Origin of the sequence: Paenibacillus taichungensis (genome assembly GCF_003287275.1) — a bacterium.
Taxonomy (GTDB): Bacteria; Bacillota; Bacilli; order Paenibacillales; family Paenibacillaceae; genus Paenibacillus; species Paenibacillus taichungensis_A.
Genome location: NZ_QEVW01000008.1, coordinates 439649 through 454328, shown reverse-complemented (window position 1 = coordinate 454328; position 14680 = coordinate 439649). Strand labels below are relative to the sequence as shown.

At 47.0% G+C, this 14680-nt stretch carries 12 protein-coding genes; 1 reads left to right on the top strand and 11 read right to left on the bottom strand.

What is annotated here, in order from left to right; all coding sequences use genetic code 11:
* Positions 1-31: 31 nt before the first annotated feature.
* From DC345_RS14635 to DC345_RS14595, 9 genes are all read right to left on the bottom strand, one after another.
* A complete protein-coding gene (locus DC345_RS14635) occupies positions 32-721 on the bottom strand; it encodes a hypothetical protein (RefSeq protein ID WP_062329779.1) in 690 nt (229 codons plus the stop codon).
* A complete protein-coding gene (locus DC345_RS14630) occupies positions 718-2031 on the bottom strand; it encodes a normocyte-binding protein (protein ID WP_113053710.1) in 1314 nt (437 codons plus the stop codon). The genes DC345_RS14635 and DC345_RS14630 overlap by 4 nt, the downstream gene beginning before the upstream one ends.
* Positions 2031-3875: a SpoIIE family protein phosphatase gene (locus DC345_RS14625; protein ID WP_113053709.1), complete on the bottom strand. Its 1845-nt coding sequence runs from the start codon at positions 3873-3875 to the stop codon at positions 2031-2033. The genes DC345_RS14630 and DC345_RS14625 overlap by 1 nt, the downstream gene beginning before the upstream one ends.
* A gap of 40 nt (positions 3876-3915) precedes the next feature.
* A complete protein-coding gene (locus tag DC345_RS14620) occupies positions 3916-4773 on the bottom strand; it encodes a PP2C family protein-serine/threonine phosphatase (RefSeq protein ID WP_113053776.1) in 858 nt (285 codons plus the stop codon).
* 8 nt (positions 4774-4781) lie between these two features.
* On the bottom strand, positions 4782-5315 hold the full coding sequence (locus tag DC345_RS14615) for an FHA domain-containing protein (RefSeq protein WP_053781358.1): 534 nt from the start codon (positions 5313-5315) through the stop codon (positions 4782-4784).
* A gap of 42 nt (positions 5316-5357) precedes the next feature.
* Positions 5358-5909, bottom strand: coding sequence for an FHA domain-containing protein (locus DC345_RS14610; protein WP_072734550.1), 552 nt, complete (start codon positions 5907-5909; stop codon positions 5358-5360).
* Between the two features lie 42 nt (positions 5910-5951).
* Positions 5952-6413: a J domain-containing protein gene (locus DC345_RS14605; RefSeq protein WP_113053708.1), complete on the bottom strand. Its 462-nt coding sequence runs from the start codon at positions 6411-6413 to the stop codon at positions 5952-5954.
* A gap of 126 nt (positions 6414-6539) precedes the next feature.
* Positions 6540-6965 (bottom strand): hypothetical protein, encoded by a 426-nt coding sequence (locus tag DC345_RS14600; protein ID WP_053781361.1) that lies wholly within the window; start codon positions 6963-6965, stop codon positions 6540-6542.
* Between the two features lie 182 nt (positions 6966-7147).
* A complete protein-coding gene (locus DC345_RS14595) occupies positions 7148-9316 on the bottom strand; it encodes a hypothetical protein (protein ID WP_064636265.1) in 2169 nt (722 codons plus the stop codon).
* A gap of 578 nt (positions 9317-9894) precedes the next feature.
* On the opposite strand from DC345_RS14595, the gene DC345_RS14590 reads away from it, so the two are divergent.
* On the top strand, positions 9895-11961 hold the full coding sequence (locus DC345_RS14590) for a VWA domain-containing protein (RefSeq protein ID WP_258530669.1): 2067 nt from the start codon (positions 9895-9897) through the stop codon (positions 11959-11961).
* Positions 11962-12143: 182 nt separating this feature from the next.
* Here DC345_RS14590 and DC345_RS14585 read toward each other — a convergent pair whose 3' ends face one another.
* Positions 12144-13736: an FAD-dependent oxidoreductase gene (locus DC345_RS14585; protein WP_113053707.1), complete on the bottom strand. Its 1593-nt coding sequence runs from the start codon at positions 13734-13736 to the stop codon at positions 12144-12146.
* On the bottom strand, positions 13726-14679 hold the full coding sequence (locus tag DC345_RS14580) for an ROK family protein (RefSeq protein ID WP_113053706.1): 954 nt from the start codon (positions 14677-14679) through the stop codon (positions 13726-13728). The genes DC345_RS14585 and DC345_RS14580 overlap by 11 nt, the downstream gene beginning before the upstream one ends.
* Position 14680: the final 1 nt, after the last annotated feature.

The following is a 14680-nucleotide window of genomic DNA, read 5'->3' as shown; positions in this document are numbered from 1 at the left end:
TCATTCAACGAGGTACCACTTTTTTTCCCTCTTAGTAGAGCGCTATTCCTTCAATCCTCATGGTGGTTTCCTCTTCTAAAATGCCAAAATGATGACTCCAATAGATCTCGATCGTGAAATCGAGTGGTAAAAATAATCCCATGATCAAATCGACTTTGGAATTGGCATCTTCTGTTTTCTTCTGCCCCATATAAATCAGTAATTCATTTTTTTCTTCGCAATTGGCGTAAATAATGGATTTTTTGAAAATCTTGCTCATGGTCTGTTTCAGGAAATGAATCAGTTCTCCTGTCTCGTAAACCATCAACAATCCCTCGCAGATCTTGTCCTGCTCCTCTCTATTCAGATCTTTAAAAGTGGATGCAATTCTGCCTCCATACACGCCATCACATATATCCCTCTTTAGAAAGCGAATATAATACTCACGCTTGTTCATTCCCTGATGCAAATCAATCGTTCCCAGAAAGTGAAAAAGGATATCAAAAAGATTCTTCCTCAGCTCGTAAACTTCTTCATCATCCGGAAGAAAGAGATTCTTGAATATGGAGTAAAATCGATAATAAGGATTCACTTCGATGGTCTGATCGATTTCCCGCATGTTCAGATCTTCCAAACTGAGCTCCATATATGGCGAGTAGTTCTCCGCGGGTACAAACTTTATGCTGCTTGCATCCATGCCCTTCAACTGTGAATTCAACATGACATCCCATATATAGTTCACAGATATGCACCTTCACATCTGTAATCGGGAAAATACCTCTGGATTTCGGCAACAATATAACTTAATACATCCACCTCTAAAAATTTTGGTATTCTTTCCCTGCCGCTTGCCTCCAATCTAAAACCTAGTTTCATGACCGGCTTACCGTGATCGGTTCGTATACCGTCACTCACAAATGAATTTAATGAATAGGTCAAGGAAGATGTATCACCCAACATTTGACCGTTCTTTACTGGATCCAACATTTGAATTTCGACCAATTCAATTCCTTCAGCTGCTTCAAGAGAACTAACAATTCGCAGAATCTCCGCCTTAGAGCGAATGATTAGTCCCTTGTTTTCGGCTAAACGGACAGTGAACTGTTCCTTACGCCGATTTGAAAATGTGGGATACGGGAAATGAGTCAAATTCGTCAAAGAAGGTTTAATAATTTTCACAAGCCCCCATTCGCCTGATTCATTGCGGGGAGTAACGATAACTAATCGATCCTCGGATCGCAAAATATATCTAACATCCGCTTCGCTGGCATCGACCAAATATCCATGTTCAACGCCTTCTTGCCGTAAAGAAAGTGTATGTTCAAAATTAATTCGATCTATGGCCGGCATCGGGAAACCTGTATTACGTTGACTTATTCGTTCCAAATTCCATAACGGAATAACGCCTGAACGTTTATAGACGTCATACTCCTCCAGTGACACAACAATTTCCTTTACCTCTTCATGTATGGCAGGTTCTCCTTCTCCTCCAACAAGCACACAATCCACAAACTTATAAATATATGGGAGATTAATCGTCCGCCAGTTCATCCCGTTCAACATAAACGATTGATAGAGCTTCTCTATTTCGTTTATGTACGATAGGTTTTGTTTTAACTTAAAAAATAATGGATACTCGCCTGCATTCGTAATCATGGTGCCCTTAAATATCCGTTCACTTGAAAGTAGCTCCCAAATCTGCTGGGTACCCATTTCCAAAAACAAGGAGAATAAAGGAATTTCCCCTCCATTACGTACAAGTTCTGCAACACCACTGATATCTAGAACTTGATTGTTCAAATCGGAACTTAACATCGGTCGGAGAAATTCATGGATGGGATCATAATCTTCCCGGTCAATTAATGTGATGTGGAGTTCATACTTTCCCTCCTGATTCTTCACCTCGTCAAACACCCGTTGCTCGATCTGTTTGTTTAGCGCCTCCTGATACTCGACCAGATTAAGAAAAACGCCTGTCATGAGATCTTTGAGCATGCGACGTTGTTCCAGATCCTCCATCTTGTTTAGACGGTCACGAATAATATCTTTCATCACGAATCTCCTCCTTCCGTTGCTTCCTGTTCATTCGCTTCAGCCTCGGTGGTGTCGGTGCTTCCTTTAGCCTTTGAAGCGGAATTAATGCTAGCATTGCTTGTCGTTGTCCCTGAAGAAGACCCGGAGCCAGAAGCATCCGCATTCCCACTTCCGGCCGAAGAGGCATTACTTGCAGAAGAAGTACTTCCCACTGAATTGCCTGCGCTCATTCCTCCCGCATTCCCGGTCCAATCCGAGTTCAAACCAGACGAATCTGTTGTCCCTAACCCTGCCGCATCCTGAGTAAGATCAACCGCCGGTACAGGTGGATTCAGTTTCTCATCCAGCTTATTTATTTTCCGCTCCATAGCCAGCACGCGTTCCAACATATCGATCTCCTGATAAATTTCCTGTGCCGAAGCATAGGCATCCATGGCGCCACTATAATCTCCGGCTTCATTGAAGCGGTCACCCTTCTGTTCCAGCGTATCGGCCTGAAGTTGTCTGGATTGGCGCTTGATATCCGCCCGTTTAGTTTCGGCCGTCTCCAGTTTGGTGGCAACTTCCTTCAGAGCTTCCTTATATGCTGTTTCCGTAGCCGCTGTTCTGGCCCTTTTATACAAAATGATCGCTCCACTGTAGTCTCCGTTCTGGAGTTTCAGATCTCCCTCCGTGATCCAGTCTTGTACTTGCTGAAAGGTGGTCATCTGTTCCAAACGTTCCTGAATGACTTCACGGTTGAACATATTGTAGGACTCAGACAATTCCAGTGCTTTGGTGTAACTGGCGGTTGCCTTGGGAATATCCCCTTCTTTCAGATGAGCCTCGCCGTCAACCAATGTCTGAGCAGCAGCCATCTTCGAAGTCAGCAACTTTTTGTGCACAGGGTCCTTTACTTTGATCGAATTGTTGCGAGCAAGACTGTAATCTGAGACTGCCTTGGCGTACTCCTGTTCCTTCACGTACTGGTCAGCGTTTTGTTCGTATTGCAGCATATCTACGACCAGCTCGGCTTTTTTGGCTGCGCTTTTCACCGCGTAGAATATGCCGGCTCCGCCAAAAATCAGGAGCATAATCAACATGATGGCAATCCGTTTAATCCACTTCTTACGGTTCTTGGGTTCTTCATGAAAAATCTTGTTCACATAGATGGCTGCCGCACTATAATTCTCGATTCGTGAACGTTGCTTGCTGAGCATCACTTCTTCCAACGTATCGGCCAGCGCCTGCGGGTCATTGGCACCTTCCACCGCATCAATCATCTCGGCATCCTGCACACCTTCCCATAATCCAGGGGTGCATAGAACAAGCACATCGCCATCGGAAAGCTTGATCTTATCGGATACATACGGTTTGATCATGCCAGGTTTGCCCGCGTATTCATTCAGATTGCCGCGTTCATCATGCTGATCCACACGATCCTCTGCAATCTGGCCTTCCGCTGCCAGTTGGGCAGCTACACTATGATCCTTGCTTTTTAATGCAAGCCTATTTCCCCGGAAATGATACAAGCGGCTATGTCCGGCCGATGCCCACACCATGCGTGTATAATCCGTTACAACAATAACGAATCCCGTTTTGAGCCTGACCCGGCGGCTTTCATACTGCAACCATTCATGTGCGATCTTGATATATTCCGTCAGTCTGCGTTTGGACATGGTTGGCTTTCCCAAAAAGGATTCCAGAATGGTCTGTACTGTGATCTGTGCACTATTCACTTCCGTATCGGTGTCCAGACCATCTGCAATGACATAACAAGCCCAGTCTTCCAGTTCAACGCAGCCGTAGAAATCCCGATTTTTCAGGAAAGACCCCGCCTCTGAGACAAAAGCCGTCTTGAATTCACTGTTCTCCTTCCTCATCCGTCTCCCCATTTCCCGTCCCTGTGCGTTGCCCGATCCGTTACCATCCTTGCTCCAAAATGATAATCGTGGCGTTATCCTGATGCACGAGCTGTTTTTCTTCAATTAAATCAATGATAGCCTGGGCTGCATCAAATGGCGGAATATCTTGCGCCAGAATGGTCTCCAGTTCCATCTCCGTGAGGGAGTTGTATACCCCGTCACTGCATAACACAATCTTGTCCGCCGGCTGCAGTGCAAACGGCTCGTCCGCGATTTCCATTTGTTTAAAATGGTCGTACCCCAAATAGTTGACCAGCCTTTTGCGCTGCGGATTGTCAAGTGCCTCCTGCTCCGAGATCTCTCCAGACATATACTGTTCTTCAAGTTGGCTTTCCAGTGTATGCTTATGATTGATGGCAAGCAGCTCTCCATTGCGAAACACGGCCAAGATGCTGTCTCCTACCGCACCCCAATACAAATCCCTGCCCTTGATCATGGCAGACACCAATGTTGTCCCTCCGGGAACGCCCAGCAAATTCCGAAGGATGGCCTGATTTGCCGCATGGGATGAAGCATCCCAGAACTCTTCCGGATCAGGAAACCGCTCCAACTCTTCAAACTCCCGGATAAATATTTCCACGGCAGTCGTACTCGCCACTTTTCCACCGGACAATCCACTGATTCCATCCGCGAGTACAGCAAGTACACCATGCGGCTGCACGGCACAGGCAAAATAATCGTCCTGTTCATTGCGAGCACCAATGGTCTGTCCATTGCCAATCTGAACTCCAACCGGTCTATCGTCACGCTGCCTTACCGGAATCCGGCTTCGTGCGAATAACAGCAACCAAATCAACAAACAGCCACCCGCAAGAACCCAGTAGGGCGTTAGCTCCTTGTCGTTCCACAAAATCATGAAGGTGTTCACTGTTGCTCCCATTCAAAGTGCACACCGCACAATGGAATGAAAATGAATTTGCTGCGTCCCAATTGAATAACATCGTAGGCAGCCAGTTCCACCGGAGAATAGACTGCTTCATTATTGTGATATGCGAGGCCAGAAGCATCGCCGGGCAGCAAATAGAAATTCCGCTTTTTGGGATCGTACACAATCACCGCGTGATTACGCCGAGAAATCGTGTTATCCCCGAGGATGCGAACATGCATCTCTTCCGAACGTCCAATAAAGTTCTTTTCAGCCATTATTCGATAATCCTGGCCCATCTGCGGACCCTCGATGCACACCATCCATCCCGTTACCGGTTCGATTCCTGTCGTTTCGCCCAGGTATGGCATCGTTCTGTCATCCTCTGCCGTACGAGGTGCGCGTGGGATTGCACCCGCTGCCTCACCATTACTGGTAGCTGGCGATTCAACGGCCAGATTGCAATATGGACACGTATTACCGTGCCGTCTCGTGCTGAACATATGTCCGTTTCCACATCTAGTCAGACTCATTTCGTTTCATTCCCCCGTAAGCTTGTATGATGTACGCCAACGTTATTTCACCAAAATGCGGGTATTGGCAATATAAATTAAGTCCCCTGCCTCAATCAGGCTGGGTTCTTCGATTTCCAATTTGGATGCTCTGCTTTGATTTCCTTTACGTACACCTACCCCACTGGCCGAGTCGATATCCTCGATAAACCATTGACCTGAGGCTTTGTTCAATACGGCATGCTGCGAGCTAATGAGAGACGCATAGGGTGTATCGGACAGATCAATGTCAGCCTCGCTGTTCTTCGAACTTTTCCCGATCAAAACACTCGTTTCGCCCTGAATATACCATTCCTTCACACTTGTGCCGTCGTCGTCCAGGAGGACGAGCTTCACGACACGCGAAGACAATTTCTTCTTTTCCGCCTTGGTGGCTGGCATGTATTTAAAATACAGGTATGCTCCTCCAGAGAGGACCACGATAATTCCAGTTACCCATTGGGCACTCATATCCCGGTTGATGATAAATATGTAATACAGCACGGCTAACGAAATCATGGCGACGCAAGCGTCAAGCCCCATCGTCAATACCGACCTTCCTCGTTTCACTTCCATAACCTCCGCCTGAACCGGCATGATCCATAACGAGCTACCGGTCTACTTTTTTCGAACTCCGAAATATCGGTCAAACATGGCGGACATATCCATTCCTTTATTGGGACCGGCTTTGCCACCGTTTGGACTTTCCTTGCCTTTGGGGTGATAGCCAAAAAATTGTTCGAACTGTTCCTGCATCCGCGATGGATCCGACCACACCTTCTCGGCATTTGCACTCCCGGACTTCGTATTGCCTTTACTGGATCTGGCTGTATCGGATGCTGAACCCTTTGCTTGACCTGTATTACGTCCAGTGCGAAGCTGCTGATTATATGCTGCTCTAAGCTCGGAATTTCCGAGTGTACTGTATGCCTCATGTACTTGCTTGAAACGCGCTTCTGCCTGTGCATCTCCCCCATTGACATCCGGGTGAAATTTCTTCGCCAATTGACGATAAGCCTTCTTGATCTGCTCCGGAGAAGCTTCACGTTCTACACCAAGCACGGCATAATAATCTTTCATGGTATTCTTTCCTGCCTCCCTGCCGTATTCGGGCGTAAATAAAGATTAAGGGGCACCAGGGCCCCTTAACATGACAGCGTTGTTCCGGACCAGAACGAACTGGCCCAAGACAACAGTTGTTTCCTTTTATACAGGGAAGCCGCCCTCAATTTTAGTGAATTCAGTTTTGTCTTTTTTCTGTTTGATGAACAGGCTGAATTCACCTACGCCTTCGGTATCACCGAAACGCTCTGTGTAATCCACAACAAATGCGTTAGGCAAGTAAATTTTACGTACCACTTGATCTGCTGCAACCACTTCCAGGGTTACTTTGCGGTAGCAATCCGCTTTTTCAGCAGGCACGAGGGACCACAAAGCAAGTTTCATCGTGTCATCTGCATTGTCACCGTCGGTTGCAGTGATAATTTTGCCGCTGATGCGAAGTGTTGCGCCTACATCTGTGGATCTAGCGTTGGAATCATCTGGTGTATCCGTGTCATACACAACTGTACGGATATTATCCATTCCCAATTCGATTGTTTCTGCGCCTTCTACTTTCAATACAAAACCCATTAATAAAAACCTCCTTAAGATTAGGAAAAAATGTGCCCGGTATGCTCCCCCTCTCGGGAGAGGTACCGGAATATATGTATAAAGGCAAGACGACGAAGTCTGCCTCTAACACCAAAATAAATGTCTATAATACGTTGTTTGATGAATCATATTTAATAGTTAGTCTTGTTCCAATGGTTTTCTTACACTTTCATCGCACTGGTGCCTTTGGTAATCATGACCTCCAGGTTCTTCACGTTGCCGTTGAATACCAGGTCAATGTGGCACATGTTGCTCTTTTCATCGATGATAAAGCTCATGTCGTCGCCTTCCTGAATGATCGAATTGATCGACCCTCGAGTTCCCAGCCACCGGCTCTTCTGACTGCTCGGATTGTTGCTGAAGAATTTGACGATATTTTCATGTTTGAAATCACCGGTTTGGAAACGGAGCAAGCGCTCAATGTAAGTACTAACAAGTGTTTTGTACAAGGAATCAAAACCATCTTCGGACATCGCCATGCTTCTCGCTTTATAGACCGTGATCCGTTTGATGTCGCTATCCTGGATTTGGGCATTTTCCGATGAGAAAATAAATCCAAAGTTTTTTCGGTTAATCAAATCCTTGATGGTATTTGTAAATCCGGAAATTTCTTTGGTCATCGTTGTTACAACACGCAAGCTGTTGTCCCCTGCCTCAATGTCAAAACGCACACCTGGATAATCACGGTTGACGTTCTTGAAAGCCCCTTTCAGGTATTCCGGACACTGATACGCAGCAACAATCCCTGCAGATACATAGGACGCTCCAACATACACGCCTTCAATCCACAATTTCAGAATGTCTTCCTTCTCCTTGGAAAGTTCCACACCATTCTCCGTCTGAAGCATGCGGCTGTCGATAACGACACCCGATTTCTCCTTGGGAATAATCGTGAAGTTTGGAGCACTCGGAATGGCAAATTCGCTATATTCCTTACGGGTCAACACTGAACATTTATCGATATACTTATCAATACCTGCGGTAGCCATGCTGCTGAAGGTGGTTTCTTCCCCGGATTCAAAGCTGAAGAACACCTGCACCTTGTAATCCTTAACAACTTGCAGGAGCATTGCCAGAGATTCCATGCTGTTTCCGTCTTGTTTAACCACTTTCTCGTTACCACGGAAACGGGCACGGCTGACTTTGACTTGCCCTGTATTTTCCAACTCTACAGAAGGGACGATACCGAACCAGATTGTGTCGGTAAAATCATTCTTCGCGTTGACGGTGTTGAGATATGTCTCAAGCCGCGGAATATTACTGCTCTTGACGAGCATATCCAGTTTGGCATTGGAGATCAGCATGGAAGGAAGCATGCCTTTATTCTTAATCGCATATTGGTCAAAGAACATTTTGACACCCAATATTTTCTCGACCAGCGGTTTTACCGTTTTCACAAAATCATCCTTGGCGTTTTTGTAAAACTCCAGGTATGTATTGTAATTCTGCACTTCAACAGCAGTATCCACTTCAGACTGTACCGCAGGAAGCGGGCAGAATGTGCGGACTACCAGATCTTGTACATACGGCGAAGGTGTCTCGGAGAGTGAATCGTAATCTTCAGCAAATACTTGCGTCAAATCGGTGCTTGTTGCTTCATCAAGAAGCATCAGCTCGTTGTTATCACTCTTCGGAGCTTCGATAATTTTCAGTTCTCCGCTCTCACCAATCGTAAGTTGCCCTACCTGAATCGCTTCTGAAGAAGTTTCTTCTTGTGCACGGCCCAGCAACAAACGGGTCTTAATATCTTCAATGGCGAGTGGAAGCATGGCCATGACATTGTTATAGTTCCGGCTTGCATCTTCAAACATGACGTTCAGCTTATCTCCGATATCCAGCTTCTTCGGATCGCCGTCATCCAGCTTCTCATGCTGGCCATACATGTAATGGATTTCCTTCCGGACCTGACGAATGTCATCCATAACTTTTTTCGGTGAAATCATATCAAGCAGATTTTCAAACTTGAAATCAACGTTCGTAATACCTTGACTGCGTTTGGTATCAATCAGGGTGAACAGCATTCTCAGAAAGTCGTTACTATGGTCGATCTTGATCTCCGAGATAGCTTCGTCCGGGATACCTTCCGGCTTTTTAAGCGTATACATGACTTTCTGGTTTACCGCATTGAAAAAGGAGTACACGCTAGGTGAGAACTTGTCCAGGAACTCATCGAAACTGCGAACAAGCAAATGTTCGTTAATCTCCTTGATCTTATCGTCACTCAGACTGTCGATGCCCTTCACATCACCAACAATGGTGATCAAGTCCAACTTCTCGGGATTGATTTCTTCAAAAAGCATCGTTCGGTTCGTTTGATTAATAATGTCCATTCAGGCAACATCCGCCAAGATGATGATTCATGCGGGCGAATGTTTCCCCCCCTCCATCAATTTTTGACACTCCGCACATCTCTATCAGCCTTCGGTCATGATTCAGGAGAATCACTACTCCCAGCAAACACAAGACCAATAGAACGAGCTGTCAACATACGACTGGAACTTATGTACCAGATTATGCCGTTTGCTTTGGAGATTTATGGAATTCATCTTAATCATCAGCAATATGTTTTGTCAATATTACCCACTATAGGTCTAAAAGCTCATTTTACAACCTTCGATATACCTATAGAACTAATTTTTGGAATTCGCTTCACTTCCTTACTGATCATGCCGATGATATATAATATCCTATAATTTGGATTAAGTTGAATGATTTAATACTAGTGGGGTTTTCCCCCTAATCAAGAGTAAAAATACTGAAAGTATGCGGTGTTGCATTATTCTCAATTAATGAAAACTACGCATAACGGCTTGATATCGTGATTAAGCAAAAGTTTTTGAAAAAAATTTAATATTCCCCAAAAAGTGTACCGAAGTTTTCAAACCAGAAAGGAGATTCGAAGCCTCACATGATATTAATTAAATGCAAAAAAATACTGCTTACCCTATTGGTGATTAGCATTTTAATTCCAGCAGGGAACATGGGTAGCATCTACGCGGAATCATCTGTCAAGACCCACGCATATGAAGGGCTCGATGCCATGTTTGTCCTGGATGTTAGCTACTCTATGAATGAGACCGACAAAGATCGCATCGCCGAAGAAGTTATACATATGTTTATGGATATGAGTAGTGGACCTAAGACCCGACTGGGATTCGTAGCTTATAATGATCAAATCACTTCATCCGTACCTCTAATGGACATATCATCCTCTGGGGCACGAAATAACCTTCGTAGTCGTGTTGATGGCTTAAAACGCTCAGGCTATACAGATCTTGGACTTGGCTTGCGCCGAGGTGCGAGTTTGCTCGAACAGTCCCAGACGGACAAACGAAAGCCATTTATGATTTTGCTCTCTGATGGGGAAACAGATTTGCGTGGCTCGTCGAGCAGAACACCAACTGATTCATCCAAAGATGTAGACAAGGTGATTGAGATGGCTCAAAAAGCTAATTATCCAATCTATACCGTCGGACTAAACCGCGATGGTACCGTTAACCCCGCTGAACTGGAGCGGATAGCTCAGGAGACGGGTGGATCTTCCTTTATCACGGGAAGTGCAGACGACTTGCCTGAAATTTTTAACCGAATTTTTGCAGATCAGATACAATCTGTTCTTGTATCTGTGGCAGCAGTAACAGCAACAGGGGCAATGCAGGAGGTAACTGTGGACATCCCCAATTCAAGCATGGAGGATGCCAACATTATCATGCTCTCTGATCATGCTGTCTCTGAAGCGCAGCTGTATTATCAGTCCAGCAATGTCAGCTTCATCCGATCTGATAAATATGCTCTAATGAAGATCATTCGTCCGGTCAAAGGACAATTCAAGCTGAAATTCAAGGGGCGCAGCGGAGATTTGGTGAAGATCAACCTACTTGGAAACTACAACGTGTCTGCGGTTGCACATATGGCAACGGAACAGCCATTAAAGGGGAAAAGCATCACATTTGAAGCCTCTCTCTACGATCAGGCTGTGGACCCTAAACCCATTCAGGATTTGAATGTTTACAAGGGACTTGAAGCAGAACTCATTGTCACTCCATCTGATGGAAAAACAGAGCGCATCCCTTTGACCAATACAGGCAGCGGATTTACGGGAAAATACACTTTTCCAAAATCGGATCTATACACATGGGGTCTTCGAATTGATGGTCCTGACTTTTATCGGGAGATCACTCCCGTTGAAGTAGATATTACGAATCAGGCCCCCGTAGCAACCGGGGAGTCCATGGTGTTATCCAAAGACGATAGCAATACAGAGGTTGACCTAAGCAACTATTTTAAGGATGCCAACAATGACCCATTAACGTATGCCCTCGCAGAAGGTGGGAGTGAGCGCAAACTCGGAGACGCTGTCATTGAAGGTAATATACTGCGTTGGTCTTCGCTCCACACCGGTAGTTCATCCATTAAGGTGACCGCCACGGATTCTGAAGGCGCGAGTGTAACCGCAGACATCCAGTTGAAAATTCATTCTTTACGTGAAAAGATACTGCTATATACGGGACTCGGTCTCCTCGCAGCCGGGGGAATCTTCGCCCTATATTGGTTTGTACTGAAACCAAAACCTGTATTCCGTGGAAGACTGGAAGGATACTTCTTAGCCACTGCAAACGGAGAAGATATTCCCGTGACGAATTGGCCACTGACTTCATTGGAGCGACGGAAAGTAAGTCTCAGTGAACTATTTGATCGTATGGACATTGGGGTTAAGGTACCGGAGTCAGGCCGAATCTGGCTGGAGGCTGGTAAAAAAGAAACGTTATTGGTACGTCATGACACGAACTGCACAGTCGTCCGTGGACGAACACCAGTGAAGCCCAGACATACAGAAGCTCTGGAGTATAATGAAAAGTTGTATATTACCTTTGAGGATGGAGTCACGGAGATTGAAATTCGATACAAAGCCATCAAACCAAGCACCAATATCTATGTAGGACAAAAGAAAGATCCACAGCAGGCCATGGGATAATCATCGCAGTGTTGATGAGAACGATCATTTGCAATAACACTATTGTAAAAACAGATGCATAAAGAGAGTTAATCGACTTATAGAAAATGATTCCTGTTCAGAACAGGAATCATTTTTTTATCCCTTCGGTATCTCGAGTGCTTATGTGTTCTGAAGATAGCAACGTTCTCTTAAAAGTCTGTCTAACACTCCCCTGCCAGTTCCGCATCTGTCCAATGAAGCTGAACACCCTGGCGAATCAGCTGTGCCTGATAGGCACGAAGATGTTCCGTCGAAGCCCTCACCTCTGAGGGCTCTACTTGTTGTGCAATGGCATAAGCGGCAAGGGTGCCGGCAGCCTCGCCAATATTCCATTCGGTGGGATGCAGACGGTAACAACCGTTCGCAATCTGGGTCATGGAGATATTTTTGCAAGCCGGAAGCAAGTTCTTGACTCGCACCGGGATGAGTGCACCCAGCGGAATTTCATAGGGATGGTTCGGTATATAAAAAGTGCGCTGGCTCACGGTTGTTGGATGGAGATCCAGATGATAACTGCCGACACCCACACTATCCTCGTAACATTTGACTCCCTCTGCTCCGCGCAATTCCTTGCTCACATCATGCTCGGTAATGGTATATACGCCTCGGATTCGCCGTGATTCCCGAATATACGGTGCTTTGGCGAGACCGTCTTCCGTACCTATCACATCTCCACGCAGCCTTACGCCCGGATAACCCTTTCCGCCGTCCAGGCGGGGAGCTGCCGTCTGAAGCCAGTATACCAAGGAAAGAGTTAGTTGCCTCGCCGCTTCCAGATGCCGCTCGCGTTCCTCCCGCGATACGCCAATGATCGGCCCGGCGTAATAATCGTTCAGTGCCCAGTTGAGCAGCGTGACTTCACCATCACTCAGTGACTCTGTCCATATAGTCGGGTCAACGATCCGCCGATAATCCCACAGGGAGGTTATGCCCTGATCATTCGGGAACATCGTGAACTCTTTCAGCTTGGAGGTATCATTGGCATCCGAAGCGTACCAGCTCAGAATCGGATACAGTGAGAACGTGGGCACATACTGACGCCAGTAATCATAATCCCTCGGACGAGGGATCGTGAAGTCTCCACCCGCTACATAATCTACTGCAGCGACATGGGTAATCGACTGCATGTCTAGCGGGTCCGCTTCATCCAGGGCATGTGGTTCACCCGTTTCCCGCCGAGATTCCGCTCCACTTACATGCTCTACTCTGGCGAGGGGAAGCAGGTCGCTGCATTCTGTGGCATCCAGATAATAGGCACCCCGGAGCTTAATCAATTCCCCACTTCGCTCTTCACATACAGTCACGCCAGTCACCCGGTCACCTGCTGTCTCTACATGAACTGGCACGGTATGATAGAGCACCTCGATCCGACCGGTATTCACGTATGGCGCAAGCATCTCATGTAAAACAGCAAGCGCGACCTTCGGCTCATGCGCCAAGCGGCTCACCCAGCCATTACCGGGGTTAAGAACAGGATCCTTCTTGGCGACATCCGTAAGCGGGTAGTTCCGTCTGTAGTAATCTCTGACCCGGCTGCGGAACTCACGGTACGAAGCTGTACTACCAGATTGTTCAATCCAGCGATGCTCATCCGGCGGTACTGCCTGTGAGGTCAATTGACCGCCAAGCCAGTCCGTCTCTTCCGTCAAAAGTACCCGTAGCCCTGCCTTGGCTGCAGCCAGCGCAGCTGCAGTCCCGCCAAGACCACCGCCAATAATGACGATATCACTGTGTTTCTCCTGTTCAATCCCCATGGGTTGTCTCCTCCCTGTCAATGCCTTCAGACCAACCAATGCCGTTCTCACGCAGGCGTTCCAAGGCCAGCTGCGCCGCCCCGAAACAGCCTGCCCAGTTACCGAGTTCAGCCACTGCAACCCGGTCTGCCAATCCGACACTGTATAACCTAGCGGTAAGCATCGGCCACCACATAGCCTGGTCTTGGGTCACACCGCCACCAAGAATCATCAATTCCGGATCTATCGAGGCAGAAATATTCGCAATAACCAAGGCTAAATCAGATATGTAATGCTCTAGAATGTACAACGCTATTGCTTCTCCCTGGCTTGCAGCGGCCATAATCTCTCGGCCGTGAGTATACGTGTTGCCCTTCTGTTCCCGCGCCAGCCGCATCAGTGCACTACCGGAAATGTATTGCTCCACGCAGCCGCGTTTGCCACAATTGCAAGGTAGACCGTCAGGCACTAGCACACTGTGCCCCCAGTCCCCACCGCGCCAGTCTACTCCCCGTAACATCCTGCCACATGCCATATTGGCCCCACCAACCCCAGTTCCGAGTGTCAGCATAACCAAGTTCTGCTTACCACGGCCGATACCAAGCCACGCCTCGCCGAGCAGTGCAGCATTGGCGTCGTTATCGGCAGTTGAAGGCAGGCCAAATTCCGCTGTTGCCCATTGTGTTAGTGGCATTCCCTGCCAGCCAGGTAAATTGTTCGTTGCGTGAATCACTGCACCCGTTTCCACATTCACCCTTCCTGCCGTGGCAATACCCAGGGCCTTCACTTCTTCACAGCTAGACAACAGTTCACTTACTAACCCGTGAAGCTGGCCAAGTATAGCCTTTCGGCCCAACCGGGCCTCGGTTGCACATGTAGCTTCTACCAGAACGACTCCTGCTTCATTGACCACAAGCCCTTTAATGCCTGTGCCTCCTACATCCACGCCAATGACCTGCGGCATC

What these genes read in the sequence shown, in the direction of transcription:
- DC345_RS14605 (WP_113053708.1), bottom strand. Translation starts at nt 6,413, where the DNA reads ATGAAAGATTATTATGCCGTGCTTGGTGTAGAACGTGAAGCTTCTCCG.
- DC345_RS14620 (WP_113053776.1), bottom strand. Translation starts at nt 4,773, where the DNA reads ATGATTTTGTGGAACGACAAGGAGCTAACGCCCTACTGGGTTCTTGCG.
- DC345_RS14595 (WP_064636265.1), bottom strand. Translation starts at nt 9,316, where the DNA reads ATGGACATTATTAATCAAACGAACCGAACGATGCTTTTTGAAGAAATC.
- DC345_RS14590 (WP_258530669.1), top strand. Translation starts at nt 9,895, where the DNA reads ATGATATTAATTAAATGCAAAAAAATACTGCTTACCCTATTGGTGATT.
- DC345_RS14625 (WP_113053709.1), bottom strand. Translation starts at nt 3,875, where the DNA reads ATGAGGAAGGAGAACAGTGAATTCAAGACGGCTTTTGTCTCAGAGGCG.
- DC345_RS14615 (WP_053781358.1), bottom strand. Translation starts at nt 5,315, where the DNA reads ATGAGTCTGACTAGATGTGGAAACGGACATATGTTCAGCACGAGACGG.
- DC345_RS14580 (WP_113053706.1), bottom strand. Translation starts at nt 14,679, where the DNA reads ATGCCGCAGGTCATTGGCGTGGATGTAGGAGGCACAGGCATTAAAGGG.
- DC345_RS14630 (WP_113053710.1), bottom strand. Translation starts at nt 2,031, where the DNA reads ATGAAAGATATTATTCGTGACCGTCTAAACAAGATGGAGGATCTGGAA.
- DC345_RS14585 (WP_113053707.1), bottom strand. Translation starts at nt 13,736, where the DNA reads ATGGGGATTGAACAGGAGAAACACAGTGATATCGTCATTATTGGCGGT.
- DC345_RS14600 (WP_053781361.1), bottom strand. Translation starts at nt 6,965, where the DNA reads ATGGGTTTTGTATTGAAAGTAGAAGGCGCAGAAACAATCGAATTGGGA.
- DC345_RS14610 (WP_072734550.1), bottom strand. Translation starts at nt 5,909, where the DNA reads ATGGAAGTGAAACGAGGAAGGTCGGTATTGACGATGGGGCTTGACGCT.